Source organism: Streptomyces sp. NPDC002573 (assembly GCF_042889625.1).
GTDB lineage: Bacteria > Actinomycetota > Actinomycetes > Streptomycetales > Streptomycetaceae > Streptomyces > Streptomyces gibsoniae.
Genome location: NZ_JBIARC010000005.1, coordinates 1 through 14,945, shown reverse-complemented (window position 1 = coordinate 14,945; position 14,945 = coordinate 1). Strand labels below are relative to the sequence as shown.

Annotated in this window: 16 protein-coding genes; 6 read left to right on the top strand and 10 right to left on the bottom strand. The window is 71.1% G+C overall.

Annotation, left to right across the window (positions count from 1 at the left end; genetic code table 11):
• Nucleotide 1 precedes the first annotated feature (1 nt).
• A complete protein-coding gene (dut, locus tag ACFYX0_RS06570; protein WP_311691956.1) occupies nt 2-517 on the bottom strand; it encodes a dUTP diphosphatase in 516 nt (171 codons plus the stop codon).
• Nucleotides 514-1,098, bottom strand: coding sequence for a PaaI family thioesterase (locus tag ACFYX0_RS06565; RefSeq protein WP_355920255.1), 585 nt, complete (start codon nt 1,096-1,098; stop codon nt 514-516). Before ACFYX0_RS06565 ends, dut begins: the two co-directional genes overlap by 4 nt.
• A gap of 58 nt (nt 1,099-1,156) precedes the next feature.
• On the opposite strand from ACFYX0_RS06565, the gene ACFYX0_RS06560 reads away from it, so the two are divergent.
• The gene (locus ACFYX0_RS06560; protein ID WP_388967065.1) at nt 1,157-1,618 is read left to right on the top strand and encodes a DUF3093 domain-containing protein; all 462 of its coding nucleotides are present in this window, start codon (nt 1,157-1,159) and stop codon (nt 1,616-1,618) included.
• Nucleotides 1,619-1,646: 28 nt separating this feature from the next.
• On the opposite strand, the gene ACFYX0_RS06555 is transcribed toward ACFYX0_RS06560, so the two are convergent.
• The 4 genes from ACFYX0_RS06555 to ACFYX0_RS06540 all read right to left on the bottom strand — a co-directional run bounded on the left by ACFYX0_RS06555 (nt 1,647) and on the right by ACFYX0_RS06540 (nt 5,151).
• The gene (locus ACFYX0_RS06555) at nt 1,647-2,555 is read right to left on the bottom strand and encodes a hypothetical protein (RefSeq protein ID WP_388967062.1); all 909 of its coding nucleotides are present in this window, start codon (nt 2,553-2,555) and stop codon (nt 1,647-1,649) included.
• 13 nt (nt 2,556-2,568) lie between these two features.
• On the bottom strand, nt 2,569-2,865 hold the full coding sequence (locus ACFYX0_RS06550) for a DUF4193 domain-containing protein (RefSeq protein WP_003993510.1): 297 nt from the start codon (nt 2,863-2,865) through the stop codon (nt 2,569-2,571).
• Between the two features lie 394 nt (nt 2,866-3,259).
• Nucleotides 3,260-4,492, bottom strand: coding sequence for a sensor histidine kinase (locus ACFYX0_RS06545; RefSeq protein WP_388967059.1), 1,233 nt, complete (start codon nt 4,490-4,492; stop codon nt 3,260-3,262).
• 5 nt (nt 4,493-4,497) lie between these two features.
• Nucleotides 4,498-5,151 carry a response regulator transcription factor gene (locus ACFYX0_RS06540; RefSeq protein ID WP_311691946.1) on the bottom strand — a complete coding sequence of 218 codons (654 nt, stop codon included), beginning with the start codon at nt 5,149-5,151 and terminating at the stop codon, nt 4,498-4,500.
• A 414-nt stretch (nt 5,152-5,565) separates the two neighbouring features.
• On the opposite strand from ACFYX0_RS06540, the gene ACFYX0_RS06535 reads away from it, so the two are divergent.
• Complete coding sequence (locus ACFYX0_RS06535) at nt 5,566-5,739, top strand: hypothetical protein (RefSeq protein ID WP_234513720.1); 174 nt, start codon at nt 5,566-5,568, stop codon at nt 5,737-5,739.
• 134 nt (nt 5,740-5,873) lie between these two features.
• Here ACFYX0_RS06535 and ACFYX0_RS06530 read toward each other — a convergent pair whose 3' ends face one another.
• Together ACFYX0_RS06530 and ACFYX0_RS06525 are read right to left on the bottom strand one after the other, a co-directional pair.
• Nucleotides 5,874-6,692 (bottom strand): inositol monophosphatase family protein, encoded by an 819-nt coding sequence (locus ACFYX0_RS06530; RefSeq protein ID WP_355920243.1) that lies wholly within the window; start codon nt 6,690-6,692, stop codon nt 5,874-5,876.
• A gap of 8 nt (nt 6,693-6,700) precedes the next feature.
• Nucleotides 6,701-7,828, bottom strand: a complete 1,128-nt coding sequence (locus ACFYX0_RS06525; protein ID WP_388967056.1) for a ferrochelatase — start codon at nt 7,826-7,828, stop codon at nt 6,701-6,703.
• 193 nt (nt 7,829-8,021) lie between these two features.
• Between ACFYX0_RS06525 and ACFYX0_RS06520 the strand changes: the two genes are divergently transcribed.
• From ACFYX0_RS06520 to sepH, 3 genes are all read left to right on the top strand, one after another.
• Nucleotides 8,022-9,260: an MFS transporter gene (locus tag ACFYX0_RS06520; RefSeq protein ID WP_388967053.1), complete on the top strand. Its 1,239-nt coding sequence runs from the start codon at nt 8,022-8,024 to the stop codon at nt 9,258-9,260.
• Nucleotides 9,220-10,539, top strand: coding sequence for a D-arabinono-1,4-lactone oxidase (locus tag ACFYX0_RS06515; protein ID WP_388967050.1), 1,320 nt, complete (start codon nt 9,220-9,222; stop codon nt 10,537-10,539). The genes ACFYX0_RS06520 and ACFYX0_RS06515 overlap by 41 nt, the downstream gene beginning before the upstream one ends.
• 477 nt (nt 10,540-11,016) lie before the next feature.
• Nucleotides 11,017-12,057 carry a septation protein SepH gene (sepH, locus tag ACFYX0_RS06510; protein ID WP_311691935.1) on the top strand — a complete coding sequence of 347 codons (1,041 nt, stop codon included), beginning with the start codon at nt 11,017-11,019 and terminating at the stop codon, nt 12,055-12,057.
• 113 nt (nt 12,058-12,170) lie between these two features.
• On the opposite strand, the gene ACFYX0_RS06505 is transcribed toward sepH, so the two are convergent.
• Nucleotides 12,171-13,013, bottom strand: coding sequence for a sulfurtransferase (locus ACFYX0_RS06505; protein WP_355920232.1), 843 nt, complete (start codon nt 13,011-13,013; stop codon nt 12,171-12,173).
• Nucleotides 13,014-13,315: 302 nt separating this feature from the next.
• On the opposite strand from ACFYX0_RS06505, the gene ACFYX0_RS06500 reads away from it, so the two are divergent.
• On the top strand, nt 13,316-14,122 hold the full coding sequence (locus tag ACFYX0_RS06500; protein WP_388967047.1) for a VOC family protein: 807 nt from the start codon (nt 13,316-13,318) through the stop codon (nt 14,120-14,122).
• 12 nt (nt 14,123-14,134) lie between these two features.
• On the opposite strand, the gene ACFYX0_RS06495 is transcribed toward ACFYX0_RS06500, so the two are convergent.
• Entirely contained in the window at nt 14,135-14,782 is a 648-nt protein-coding gene (locus tag ACFYX0_RS06495; protein ID WP_388967044.1) for a thymidine kinase, read from the bottom strand.
• Nucleotides 14,783-14,945: the final 163 nt, after the last annotated feature.

Sequence of the window (14,945 nt, the reverse complement as noted above, 5' to 3'; positions counted from 1 at the left end):
GTCACTGTCCTTCCCGGTCGGATACGACCGAAGCGTATCGATTCCCACCCGTTGCCCCGCCCACGGCGGCATGACCGCCGGTGGACCCGAAGCCCCCCTCGGCCCGCGTTGAGCCGGGAAGCTCCGCGACCTCCTCGAAGCGGACCCTCTCGACCTGCTGGACGACCAGTTGGGCAATCCGGTCGAAGCGCTCGAACCGCACGGACTCGCGCGGGTCGAGATTCACCACGATCACCTTGATCTCCCCACGGTACCCGGCATCAACCGTCCCCGGGGCATTCACGAGGGCGACACCGCAGCGCGCGGCGAGACCCGAACGGGGATGCACGAAGGCCGCGTACCCCTCAGGAAGCGCGACAGACACACCTGTGGGCAATACGGCCCGTTCGCCGGGTCCGAGCTCGCAGCTCTCGGTGGTCCGCAGATCGGCCCCCGCGTCACCGGGGTGCGCGTACGCCGGAAGGGGTACGTCGGGGTCGACGCGCCGGATCAGCACGTTCACGGGGTCGCGGGTCACGGGTTCACCTCGAAGGCTCGTGTGCGCCGGAGCTGGTCCGGGTCGTTCATGGCCGCCTTGATCTCCTGCGGGCGGCCGTTGTCGATGAAGTGGTCGACCTTGACCTCGATGAAGAGGGCCTCGGCGCGGACGGCGACGGGTCCGTCGGGGCCGCCCACCCGGCCGGTGGCCGTCGAGTAGATCTTCCGTCCGGCCACGGCCGTCACCTCGGCCTCCAGATACAGCACGGTACCCACGGGAACCGGCCGTACGAAGTCGGTCTCCAGCCGTCCGGTCACCGCGACGGTGCGCAGCAGCCAGTTCAGTGAGCCGAGGGTCTCGTCGAGGGCGGTGGCGAGCACCCCGCCGTGGGCGAGGCCCGGCGCCCCCTGGTGGGCGGGCCGGACGGTGAACTCGGCGGTCAGGGACACGCCCTCGCCCGCCCGCGCCTGGAGGTGCAGTCCATGGGGCTGGTCTCCCCCGCACCCGAAGCACTGCCCGTAGTGCGCGCCGAGCAGCTCTCCCGGAGCGGGCGCGGCGGGGTGCCGCACGGGCGCCACGGCGTCGGCAGGGGGCGTCAGGGCTGCGGAAGTACCACTCACAGCCGCAGACCTTACCCGCGCGTGAACGCCTCCCGGACACCATGCCAAGCTTGGGCTCATGCAGCCCTCCGCGTCGCCGTACGAAGAACGCCTCACCGCGCCCCGCTCCTGGTGGCTGATGTGCCTCCTGGTCGGTGTCGCCCTGGCTCTCGTCCTGCTGCCCTTCGGCACGCTCCCGCTGCTCGGCGGACTGGTCGGCGGTACCGCGGCCTCGGCTGTGGTGGTCAGCTCCTACGGCTCCGTGCGGATCCGTGTGGTGGGGGACTCGCTCGTGGCGGGCGAGGCCCGGATCCCGCTGTCGGCGCTCGGCGACTCGGAGACACTGAACGGGGAGGAGGCGCGCGCCTGGCGCACGTACAAGGCGGACACGCGCGCCTTCATGCTGCTGCGGGCGTACATTCCGACGGCTCTGAAGGTCGAGGTCGCGGACCCGGCCGACCCGACGCCGTATCTGTATCTGTCGACGCGGGAGCCGGAGCGGCTGACGGCGGCGCTCAAGGCGGCGCGGGCGCAGGCGTAGGGACGCGCCGGCCCACCGGCCCCGGCGGTCAGGTGCCGAGCTCCAGGGGATTCTTCGGTTCCTCGAGAGGCGGCAGCTGCGGCAGTGCCTCCCAGGGCACCTGCCGGCGTCGCAGATCTCTGCGGATCCGTGCCGCGAGGCGTCGCGTGTCCCGTCGGTTCATGACCGCGCCCACGGCGGCCCCGACCATGAACGGCATCAGGTTCGGCAGATTGCGGACCACGCGCTTCATGATCTGCTGCCGCAGTTCCCGCTTCATCTGGCCGCCCAGAGCCGCGTCTATCGTCGACGGCTTGGTCACCTCGATCCCGCGTTCGCCGGACCAGGACTTCAGATACGCGGTGCTGCGCTGTCCGAGGGTCCCCTGCGGTCGTACGCCGTAGACCTCGTGCAGTTCGGCGATCAGTTTCAGCTCGATCGCCGCGACCCCGGTGATCTCCGCGGCCAGTTCGGTCGGCATGGCCGGCGGCACCGGCATCATCGCGGCCGCGCCGACTCCGGCTCCGACGGTGGCCGTCGCCTTCGAGGCGCCCGCCACGAGCTTGTCGGCCAGTGCCTCGGGCCCGAGCCCGGGGAACTGTGCGCGGAGGGTCTGGAGGTCCCGTACGGGGACCCGAGGGGCCAAGTCGATGATCCGGTCGGCGAGATACGCCAGACCCGCCCTGGCCCTACTGCCGCCCTTGCGGACGCCCTCCTCGATGCCGGCCCGGACAGCGGCCGCACGGCGGCGCGCGACGGGTGCCGGCAAGTCGACCGGCACCTCCGGCCCCTGGGGGGCCGTAGAGGCGTGTGCCGGTTCGAGCGAGGCTGTTCCCTCCACTCCCTCGACGGAAGAGCCTCGCTCGTCGTCACGCACGCCGTCAGAGCCGCCGAGCGGCTCAAGGTCCGCTCCCCGGCGCGGGAAGCGGCGCTTCCAAGGTGGGGTCGAGCCGTTCACGGCCGACCCCGCCTCAGTCGCAGTCGCGACAGATCGGCTGACCGTTCTTCTCCCGGGCCAGCTGGCTGCGGTGGTGCACCAGGAAGCAGCTCATACAGGTGAACTCGTCCTGCTGCTTCGGGAGCACACGGACGGCCAACTCCTCGTTGGAGAGGTCGGCGCCCGGGAGCTCCAGGCCTTCCGCGGCCTCGAACTCGTCGACGTCTACGGCCGACGCGGACTTGTCGTTCCGCCTGGCCTTCAGCTCTTCAAGGCTGTCGGAGTCCACGTCGTCGTCGGTCTTGCGTGGGGTGTCGTAATCCGTTGCCATTTCGCTCTCCCCCTCTGGGTGTCTGCGGGTGTCTCCAGCGCACGTAACGCGTGAGAGGCCGGACTTGTGCCCGCCTCGAGGCGGAGATTTTGCCTCACATCAAGGTCTGTTACTCAATCGACACCCAACCGGACTCCTCAAGAGTGATCGGGTTGGATGGCGAAGCGGACCGTACACGGTCTCGGGGCTGCACTTCAAAGCCACCTCATCGTGTACTTCCCGTGATCAAGCCCCCGGAAAACCCGGATTTTCCCGGCTTTACGGGAGCCGCGGGCTCACGGAGAGTAGATGGCCGGAAAGGTGCCCTTGTGATCGATCACACACCGGCCTCTCGGATTCCGTGTCCGAAAATTCCGCTCAAAGCGAACAGCGCGCAGCGCCCGGGGGCATGATCTCAGACCGGCAGCGTGACGCGCATCACGAGGCCACCTCCTTCACGGGGCTGGGCGGTGATGTGACCGCCGTGGGCGCGCGCCACGGACCGGGCGATGGACAGACCCAGGCCGACGCCCTTGTCGCTGCCCGTGCGCTCCGTCCGCAGCCGCGTGAACGGCTCAAACAGATTGTCGATCTCGTACGCGGGAACGATCGGACCGGTGTTCGTGACCACCAGGACCGCCTGCCCGTGCTGCAACTCGGTGGTCACCTCCACCCAGCCGCCCTCCGGGATGTTGTAGCGCACCGCGTTCTGGACGAGGTTCAGGGCGATCCGCTCCAGCAGCACCCCGTTGCCCCGGACGACCGCGGGAGCACGGTCGCCGCGGATCTCCACCCCCTTGGCCTCCGCCTCGGCGTGCACCTGGTCGACGGCCTGCGAGGCCACCTCGGCCAGATCGACGGGCTTGCGCTCGACGATCTGGTTGTCGCTGCGGGCGAGCAGCAGAAGGCCCTCCACGAGCTGCTCGCTGCGCTCGTTGGTGGCGAGCAGCGTCCTGCCGAGCTGCTGCAGCTCCACGGGCGCCCCGGGGTCCGAAAGATGGACCTCCAGGAGCGTGCGGTTGATCGCGAGCGGGGTGCGCAGCTCGTGGGAGGCGTTGCCGACGAAGCGCTGCTGGGCCGTGAAGGCCCGCTGGAGCCGCTCCAGCATGTCGTCGAAGGTGTCCGCCAGCTCCTTCAGCTCGTCGTCCGGGCCGTCCAGCTCGATCCGCCGGGACAGGTCCGAGCCGGCCACCGCACGGGCCGTGCGGGTGATCCGCCCGAGCGGCGACAGCACCCGGCCCGCCATCGCGTAGCCGAAGGCGAAGGCGATCACCGCGAGTCCGAGGAGGGCCAGCAGGGAGCGGCTGAGCAGGTTGTTCAGGGCCTGCTGGCGTTGTTCGTTCACGCAGGCGTTCATGGCGTCGTTGAGCTCGGACGCCGACGGGCGGGACGGGAAGTTGCAGGAGTCGCTAGCGACCTGCCCCGAGAGGATCTTGAACGGCAGTTCGCTGCCCACGTTCAGCGCGTGCGCGGCGAACAGGTAGATGATCGACAGCAGCAGGATGCCGGCGATCAGGAACATGCCGCCGTAGAGCAGCGTGAGCCTTATCCGGATGGTCGGGCGCAGCCAGGGGAACGGGGGTTCGGGCCGCCGGGGGTCCCAGGTGGGCTTGGGCGGTGCCGTGGGTGGTGCGGGTGTCGTGGCCACGGTGATCAGATCCGGTATCCGGAGCCGGGCACGGTGACGATGACCGGGGGCTCGCCGAGCTTGCGGCGCAGGGTCATGACGGTCACGCGCACGACGTTGGTGAACGGATCCGTGTTCTCGTCCCAGGCCTTCTCCAGGAGCTGCTCGGCCGAGACGACGGCGCCCTCGCTGCGCATGAGCACCTCCAGGACCGCGAACTCCTTGGGCGCGAGCTGGACCTCACGGCCCTCGCGGAAGACCTCGCGGCGGTTGGGGTCGAGCTTGATCCCCGCGCGCTCCAGAACGGGCGGCAGCGGCACGCTCGTACGCCGGCCGAGGGCCCGCACCCGGGCGATCAGCTCGCTGAACGCGAACGGCTTGGGCAGATAGTCGTCCGCGCCGATCTCCAGGCCCTCGACACGGTCGCTGACATCGCCCGAAGCGGTGAGCATCAGGACGCGGGTGGGCATCCCCAGCTCGACGATCTTGCGGCAGATGTCGTCACCGTGCACCAGCGGAAGGTCACGGTCGAGGACGACCACGTCGTAGTCGTTGACGCCGATGCGCTCCAGGGCGGCCGCACCGTCGTACACGACGTCGACGGCCATGGCCTCCCGGCGCAGTCCGGTGGCCACCGCATCGGCGAGCAGCTGCTCGTCCTCGACGACGAGTACGCGCACGTCGCTTGTCCTTCCTGTGTCCACCCGCGGCGCCCGGATAGCGGGCAGCCCGCGGGCGGGTCTGTCGTGGGTGTGACCTCCATCCTGCCCTTTTCGGCCGTAAACCGGCTGTAAGGCGGGTGAGTGGGGCCCAGGACGACGATCGCGGCGCGAGGGAATGCGAAATTTTCTCGGGTGGTTGAGGTTTCCGACGGAGAACGTCGGGGGAGGACGGCTTTACACCCCACGATCACGCTCTGCATGTGACACACCACATGTGGTCGGCTGCTCACCGCTTCCGCAGAGCGGGCGTGGGTGTCCGGCACCGTCGCCGCCCAGCCAGGGCAGCGCTGGGCACCCAGAAGACGTGATCGTCCCTTCCCAATGGCACACCCCCGTGCCACCGACCCACGACCCAGGACGAGGGGGCGCAGCATGGACGCATTCACCGCAGGACTTCTGCAGCGCATACGGGCGACCGAGTCCGACCTGACGCGTGCCCGTGAAACCGGCGACGACTTCCTTGCGGACGTCGAACAGTCGGAGCTCGACGACCTGCACCGCCTTGCCGCCGAGCACGGTGTGGAAGTCGGCGCGACGCGCGTCTGATCAGCTCGCTCGAAGCGGGGCCCCGGCAGATCCAGGCCGGGGCCCCGCCTCACGTACGGCGCCGGGGCGTGGGGCCCGTGGCGCCGTCGCGCACACTCACCCCTCCGGCCGAACGGGCCGGAGGGCGGTTTCGGTCAGTCGTGCCACGCCCCCAGGTCGTCCAGCCTGGCCCGAAGGCTTTCGAAGAGGCCCGGCGGGGCCGCGATCGTCAGGGCCGGGGAGATCGGCTCCCCGGCGCGGCCGCCGGTCAGGGCGCCCGCCTCCCGGGCGATCAGGTCGCCCGCCGCGTAGTCCCAGGGGTTCAGCCCTCGTTCGTAGTAGGCGTCCAGGCGTCCCGCCGCCACGTCGCACAGGTCGATCGCGGCGGAGCCGCCCCGGCGGATGTCCCGCACCTCCGGGATCAGCCGCCGCACCACCTCGGCCTGCTGGGCCTTGCGCTCGGCGAGATAGCCGAAGCCGGTGCCCACCAGGGCGAGCCCCAGTTCGGGCGCGGGGCGCACGTGCGCGGGGCGGTCGTTCAGGAACGCGCCCCCGCCCAGGACCGCCCGGAACATCTCCTCGCGCATGGGGGCGTGGACCACTCCGACGAGGGTCTCCCCGTCCTTGCGGGCCGCGATGGAGATGGCCCAGCTCGGCAGCCCGTAGAGGTAGTTCACCGTGCCGTCGATCGGGTCGATCACCCATTCGACGCCGCTACGGCTCTCGACGCTGGCCCCCTCCTCACCGAGCAGGCCGTCGTCGGGCCTGCGGTCGCTGAGCAGCCCGGTGATCAGCTTCTCGGCGGCGATGTCCATCTCGGTGACGACATCGATGGCGCTGGACTTGGTGGCGGCCACCCCGAGGTCGTCGGGGCGCCCCTCGCGCAGGAAGGTCCCCGCCCGGGTCGCCGCCTCCAGCGCGAGGTCCAGCAGTTCGGCCTTCAGCCGTTCGGACGGCTCTGCCTGGTCGGTCACGGTGCTCCTCACACGTACGGGCTGTCGGCGCCCGCGGCGGCGGGCTTGGGAGTGCGGGCCGGGCAGCAGCCCACCGGACAGAGGTTGTGGCTCGGGCCCAGCGCCCCGAGGGCGCACGGGGTCACCTGCTGCCCGCGCTCGGTGGCGGCGCGCTCGACGACCAGGTCGCGGACGGCGGCGGCGAACCGCGGGTCGGCCCCGACGGTGGCCGAGCGGCGCACCGGCAGGCCCAGCTCCCCGGCCTTCGCCTCGGCCTCCGTGTCCAGGTCGTACAGGACCTCCATGTGGTCCGAGACGAACCCGATCGGCGCCATCACGACGGCCGGGACCCCGGCGCCGTGCAGCTCCTCCAGGTGGTCGCAGATGTCCGGCTCCAGCCAGGGGATCTGCGGCGCGCCCGAGCGCGACTGGTAGACGAGCCGCCAGGGGCGGTCCACACCCGTCCGCTCGCGCACGGCGTCGGCGATCAACCGCGCCACGTCCAGGTGCTGGCTCACATAGGCCCCGCCGTCCCCGTGCCCCTCGGCCGGGCCGGAGGTGTCGGCCGCCGTGGTCGGGATGGAGTGGGTGGTGAAGGCGATGTGGGCGCCGGCCCGGACGTCCTCGGGGAGGTCGGCCAGGGACGCCAGGACACCCTCGATCATCGGCTCCACGAAGCCCGGGTGGTTGAAGTAGTGCCGCAGCTTGTCGATCTCCGGCAGCTCCAGCCCTTCGGCCTCCAGCGCGGCCAGGGCTCCGGCGAGGTCCTCGCGGTACTGGCGGCAGCCCGAGTACGAGGCGTAGGCGCTGGTGGCGAGGACCAGGATGCGGCGGTGACCGTCCGTGACCATCTCGCGCAGGGTGTCGGTCACATAGGGCGCCCAGTTGCGGTTGCCCCAGTAGACGGGCAGGTCGAGGCCGTGGCCGGCGAAGTCCTTGCGAAGGGCGTCCAGGAGGGCGCGGTTCTGGCCGTTGATGGGGCTGATCCCGCCGAAGAGGAAGTAGTGCTGCCCCACCTCCTTCAGGCGCTCCTTGGGGATGCCTCGGCCCCGCGTCACGTTCTCCAGGAACGGGACCACGTCGTCCGGGCCCTCCGGGCCGCCGAACGAGAGGAGCAACAGGGCGTCGTACGGGCTGGCATCCAGTGCATCGGGCATGTCTACGATCCTGCCACTCACCACCGACAGCGCTTGCGCCACCCGCCCGTACGCATGACGCCCGCCCCGCGGTCACACCGCTCAGCCATGTCCGAACACTGGTGCGGACACCGCATGGCGAATACGTTAGGGTTGCCTAACGCGTAAGGTACATGCCTCCTTTTCACGCCTTACCGGACGCATCGGAGACTCCGTGCCAAGCCCCTACCGCGCCCTGTTCGCCGCCCCCGGCTCCAAGGGCTTCTCCGCCGCCGGTTTCCTCGGCCGGATGCCGCTGTCGATGATGGGCATCGGCGTGGTCACGATGGTCTCCCAGCTCACCGGACGCTATCGGCTCGCGGGCGGCCTCTCGGCCACCATCGCGCTGTCCGCCGCCGTCGTCGGCCCCCAGATCTCGCGCCTGGTCGACCGGTACGGTCAACGCCGGGTGCTGCGCCCGGCGACGCTCGTCGCGCTGACCGCGGCCACGGGACTGCTCCTGGCCGCCCACCTCGCCTGGCCGGACTGGGTGCTCTTCGGATGCGCCGCGGGCATCGGCGCGGTGCCCAGTCTCGGCGCGATGGTCAGGGCCCGCTGGGCGGCCGTGTACCGGGGCACCCCGCACCTGCACACCGCGTACTCCTTCGAGTCGGTGGTCGACGAGGTGTGCTTCATCTTCGGACCGATCATCTCCATCGGTCTGTCCACCAGTTGGTTCCCGGAGGCCGGGCCCCTGCTGGCGGCATGCTTCCTCGCGACCGGCGTCCTCTGGCTCACAGCGCAGCGCGCCACCGAACCCGAGCCGCACCCGCGCGACGACCACACCGGGGGCACCGCGCTGCGCTCACCGGGACTCCAGGTCCTGGTCGCCACGTTCGTGGCCACGGGAACGATCTTCGGCGCGGTCGACGTGGTGACCGTCGCCTTCGCCGACGAGCAGGGCCACAAGGCGGCCGCCAGCGTCGTCCTGGCGCTCTACGCGGCGGGCTCCTGCGCCGCCGGCCTGGTCTTCGGGCTGCTGCGCTTCACGGGCGCCCCGGAACGCAGATGGCTACTGGGCATATGTGCCATGGCCGTGAGTATGATCCCCCTCCTACTGGTCGGAAACTTGCCGTTTCTGGCCGTGGCGTTGTTCGTTGCGGGCCTGACCATCGCACCCACCATGATCACGACGATGGCCCTCATCGAACGGCACGTACCACGCGCGTATCTGACCGAGGGAATGACCTGGGTGTCCACCGGGCTCGCGGTCGGGGTCGCGATCGGTTCCTCCATGGCCGGCTGGGTGATCGACGCGGCCGGCGCGAGGACCGGGTACGGGGTTCCGGCCGTGTCCGGGGCCGTCGCGGTCGCGGTCGGTTTCCTCGGGTACCGCCGGCTCAGCAGGCCGGTTCCGCAGCGGGGAGGGTCCCATGAGCACCACAGTGAGCGGGAAGAGCGGCACGTGGCGTAACTGGGCGGGGAACGTCACCGCCCGGCCCCTGCGGGAGATCACCCCCGCCTCGGTCGAGGAACTCTCCGACGCCGTGCGCAGGACGGCCGAGGACGGCCTCACGATGAAGGCCGTCGGCACCGGGCACTCCTTCACGGCCGCCGCGGCCACCGACGGGGTGCTGATACGTCCTCAACTGCTGACGGGCATACGCGGGATCGACCGAGCGGCCGGCACGGTCACCGTCGAGGCGGGCACCCCGCTCAAGCGACTCAACGCGGCGCTCGCGCGCGAAGGACTGTCGCTCACGAACATGGGCGACATCATGGAGCAGACCGTCTCCGGCGCCACCAGCACCGGCACGCACGGCACCGGCCGCGAGTCCGGCTCGATCGCCGCGCAGATCAGGGGACTTGAACTGGTCACGGCGGACGGCTCGGTGCTCACCTGCTCCGAGAAGGAGAACCCGGAGGTCTTCGCGGCGGCCCGCATCGGCATCGGCGCCCTGGGGATCATCACCGCGATCACCTTCGCGGTGGAGCCGGTCTTCCTGCTCACGGCCCGCGAGGAGCCGATGCCCCTGGAGAGGGTCCTCACCGAGTTCGACGAACTGTGGGCCGAGAACGAGCACTTCGAGTTCTACTGGTTCCCGCACACCGGGAACACCAACACCAAGCGCAACAACCGCAGCGCCGGCCCCGAGAAGCCGGTCGGGCAGCTGAACGGCTGGTTCGAGGACGAGTTCCTATCCAACGGCGTCTTCCACGCGGCCAACCTGGTCGGCCGCGCCGTTCCCGCCACCATCCCGGCGATCGCCCGGATCTCCAGCCGCGCCCTGTCGGCGCGCACCTACACCGACATCCCCTACAAGGTCTTCACCTCGCCGCGGCGGGTGCGGTTCGTGGAGATGGAGTACGCCGTCCCGCGCGCGGCCCTCGTGGACACGCTGCTCGAACTGAAGGCCATGGTCGACCGGTCGAACCTGCGCGTCAGCTTCCCGGTCGAGGTCCGCACCGCCCCGGCCGACGACATCCCCCTGTCCACGGCGTCCGGACGGGACAGTGCGTACATCGCCGTACACATGTTCCGCGGTACGCCATATCAGGCATACTTCACCGCCGCCGAACGGATCTTCACGGCACACGAGGGGCGACCGCACTGGGGCAAGGTCCACACGCGTGACGCGGAGTACCTCGCCGGGGCCTATCCGCGTTTCGGCGAGTTCACGGCCGTACGGGACCGGCTCGACCCGGACCGGCGCTTCGGGAACGACTACCTCCGGCGGGTACTGGGCGCGTAACGGAGACTCAGGTCGCACCCGGTCGCCCGTGGAAGATCGTCCGCCCGCACGAGAGGGCGGACGCACGGCTCCCACCATTGGTTCCGTTTCGGGCGGTTGGGTGAGGTGCGCCACGTTTGAGGGACACGAAAACGGCTCATCGGACGGCCAACTCGCGCAGCTTGCCAGAAGTTGGGCGGCGCGCCGATCCACGCAGGTGGCCCGAATGGAGTACTGTTGCGAGCCCTGGGTCCGGTCTCCCGCCAGGGCGTCCGGGGCCTTACTGGACCGCCGGGAGGGGGCTAGTTGCACAGGGTGACGGAGTTGGTCACTTAGCGTTGCGAATAGGTAACCGTGCCATAACGGCGGCCCAGGGCCCATGCCCGACACGCCGGGCAACTCGGCAAGGTTGTGGCAGGCTGCACCCGGGCAGGCCACACTCGACTAGCGGAAGCAGCGACGCACGTGACGTCGGCAGGCACCACCCGGGAGGTCCCCATGCCCGAACTGCGTGTCGTGGCCGTCTCCAATGACGGCACACGGCTGGTGCTGAAGGCTGCGGACAGCACGGAGTACACGCTTCCGATCGACGAACGGCTCCGCGCCGCCGTGCGCGGCGACCGTCCCCGCCTCGGCCAGATCGAGATCGAGGTGGAGAGCCACCTCCGCCCCCGCGACATCCAGGCCCGGATACGGGCCGGCGCGTCCGCCGAAGAGGTCGCACAGCTCGCCGGGATTCCGGTCGACCGCGTGCGCCGCTTCGAGGGCCCGGTCCTCGCCGAGCGCGCCTTCATGGCCGAGCGCGCCCGCAAGACGCCCGTGCGCAGGCCCGGGGAGAACGCCGGCCCCCAGCTCGGCGAGGCCGTCCAGGAACGGCTGTTGCTGCGCGGTGCCGAGAAGGACACCGTCCAGTGGGACTCCTGGCGCCGCGACGACGGCACCTGGGAGGTCCTGCTCGTCTACCGGGTCGCGGGCGAGATGCACTCGGCGAGCTGGACGTACGACCCGCCCAGGCGACTCGTCCAGGCCGTCGACGACGAGGCCCGTTCGCTGATCGGCGAGTCCGACGACCTGGCGGCGCCCGAGCCGAGCTACCCGTTCGTACCGCGGATCGCGCGTCTGCCGCGCGAAGGCCGGCTCGACCGCGCCCTGGACCGCCCGGCGGACCGGCCGGTCCTCCCCGCGCAGGCGCCCGAGCCCGCCGAGGAGAGCACGAGTGAACGGGACTCGCTCACCAGCCTCCTGGAGGCGGTGCCGAGCTTCCGCGGTGACATGGTCGTGCCCGAGCGGCCCGCGGAACCTCAGGAGGAGGAGCCCGTCGAGGAGCCCGCGGCGGAGGAGCCCCCGGCGCCCGCGGCCTCGGCCGGTTCGGCGTACGCGGACGTGCTGATGCCGCGCACGGTCGCCAGCCACCGCGATCGCCTCATCGGTGCGACGGACCGTCAGGCCGAGGCGGACGGCGTCCGTCCGGGTCGTCGGGCGGCCGTCCCCAGCTGGGACGAGATCGTGTTCGGAACGCGCCGCAAGAAGCAGGAGTAGGCGTAGGCGTACGCGCACAGGAACAGTCGGGACATGGGTGCGGGGCCCGCGCGATCGCGTGGGCCCCGCACCCATGTGGTCACCCTGAGGCGGTCAGGCCGGGCAACGGGCGTTCACTGCGGGTCGGATCCCACCGCCACCGGCCGGCTTCCGTCCGACGACCACTCCGACCACGAGCCCACATACAGCGCGGCGGGGATCCCCGCGAGCGTGAGCGCCAGGACCTGCTGGGCCGCTGAGACTCCCGAACCGCAGTACACGCCGACCTCGCCGCCCTCCGTCACGCCGAGCGCCTTGAAGCGTTCGGCGAGTTCGGCGGCGGACCGGAAGTGCCCGGTCTCCGTCAGGTTCTCCGTCGTCGGCGCGGACACCGCGCCCGGGATGTGGCCGCCCACGCGGTCGATCGGCTCGACCTCGCCCCGGTAGCGCTCACCGGCCCGCGCGTCCAGCAGCAGGCCCGTACGGGCGAGCGCCGCGGCGCCGTCGGCGTCGAGCAGCCGTACGGCACCCGGCGCGGGCCGGAAGTCGCCGAGGGTGGTCTCCTCGACGCCGGTGGCCAACGGCCCCTCCCAGGTGCCCAGTCCGCCGTCGAGCACCCGCACGTCCGGGTGACCCGTCCAGCGCAGCATCCACCACGCGCGCGCGGCGGCCCAGCCCGGTCCGTCGTCGTACACGACGACCGGCCGGTCGGAGGAGACGCCCGCGGCCCGCATCGCGGCACCGAAGTGATCCATGTCGGGCAGCGGATGACGGCCCGCGGGACCGGGCGGGCCCGCGAGGTCGGCGTCCAGGTCCACGAAGACGGCACCCGGAATGTGCCCGGCCGCATGGGCGGCGCGGCCGTCGAAGCGGGGACCGGCCGCGGTGCTGAGCTGCCAGCGGATGTCCAGGAGCGTCGGCGGACGCGGCCCCGCCAGGTCGGTCGCGAGTTCGGATGCGGAGATGATGGCCTTCATGGCCCCATCCTTGCGCACGGGGTGGCCGCCTCGCCCGTCTCCGGCTACTCTGCTCCGCCGGACGGTCCCGATCACCGTTCGTACGGAATCGGGCACACCCCGTACTCCCGATCGGCCGTGCCCGCCATCCGCGGGGACGGCCAGGCCCACGGCTCGCGGACGCCACACCCCGGCGCGGCCGCAGCGCAGGACACACGCCGTGGTGCGAGCATCGGCACGGGGCGTGCACCTGCGCGTGCGCGGCACATGCGCACGCGGTGGAAGCCGAGCGGCCACCACCAATGGCCGAGAAGAGAGTGACCATGACCGAAGCGCGGGGGCCGAACGGCACTACGCATGCGTGGCATCCGCCCGGCACCCCTTGCTGGGCGAGTCTGATGGTGCACGGGATGGCCGCCACCCAGGAGTTCTACGGGGCACTGTTCGGCTGGGAGTTCCGGCCGGGCCCCCGGCCGCTGGGACGGTATGTGCGGGCCGTGCTGAACGAACAAGAGGTGGCCGGTATCGGTCTGCTGCCGCCGGACGGTCAGCTGCCGGCCGCCTGGACGCCGTACTTCGCCTCGGACGACGTGGACGCGACCGCCGAGTCGGTCCGCAGCTGCGGCGGCACGGTCGCGGTCGGTCCGCTGGACGCCGACGAGGCCGGACGGCTCGCGATCGTCTCCGATCCGATGGGCGCGGTGTTCGGCGTCTGGCAGGCGGCCGAACACCTCGGCAGGGGCCTGACGGGCGTCCCCGGCACCCCCGCATGGAACGAGCTGTTCACCTACGACGCCGCGGGCGTCGCCAAGTTCTACCGGACCGTCTTCGCAGCCGGGCGGGAGCCGGTCGTGGACGACGACCCCGACGACGTCGTCCTGCGTATCGACGGGCGTCCGGTCGCCGGCATCCATGGGGCATGCCCCGCCCTGCCCCGGGACCGCGGCCCGCACTGGCTGACGTACTTCCAGGTCGAGGACGTCGACCGGGCGGCCGAGCGGGTCGCCGCACTGGGCGGGCGTGTGGTGCGCTCCGGGGACGTCACGGCCGTCGGCCCTGCGGCCACCGTCGCGGATCCGGAGGGCGCGGTGTTCGCGGTGGTCAGCCGGCTCGACCGGCCGATCGGGTGATTCCTCGGTTCGTCAGGTGGACGACACCGGCAGGACGTCCGGGGAGAGGGCGGCGGCGCGGGCCGTGGCCGCCGTCATACGGCGTCGGTGGTGGCGGCGGCACAGCACCTCGTAGCCGACCTCGTCCGCGGACTGGTTGACGTCGCCCACGACCACCTGGGCGCCCTCGACCACCATCGCGCCCCCGATCGTGCGGGCATTGTGGGTGGCGCGGGCGCCGCACCAGCACAGGGCCTCCACCTGGAGGACCTCGACCCGGTCGGCCAGCTCCACGAGGCGCTGTGAGCCGGGGAAGAGCTTGCTGCGGAAGTCGGTGGTGATGCCGAAGGCGTAGACGTCGAGGCCGAGATCGTCGACCGCACGGGCCAGCTGGTCTATCTGTTCCGGCGCCAGGAACTGGGCCTCGTCCGCGATCACGTAGTCGGCGCGGCCGCCCTGCGAGAGATGGTCGACCAGATAGGCGTAGAGGTCCTGCCCCTCGGCGACCTCCTCCGCGTCCGTGACCAGGCCGAGCCGTGAGGACAACTTGCCCTCGCCGGCCCGGTCGTTCCGCGTGAAGATCATGCCCTGCAGACCGCGCGCGGAGCGGTTGTGCTCGATCTGGAGAGCCAGGGTCTTCTTGCTTGGGTATCCACCATGTACGGGTAGCTTCGCCATCATGACGCTACGTGTTCTCGGGTCACTCCGGTTTCCGTCGAAACAGACGACTCAACTCCCATCCTCCGCCAGTCAGCCCACCGGCACGAGCGGGACTTCGTCGTGCAGACCCTTGGCGTCCACGCCGGTGAACAAGCTGACGTGCCCGTCGCTCCAGCGAACGATG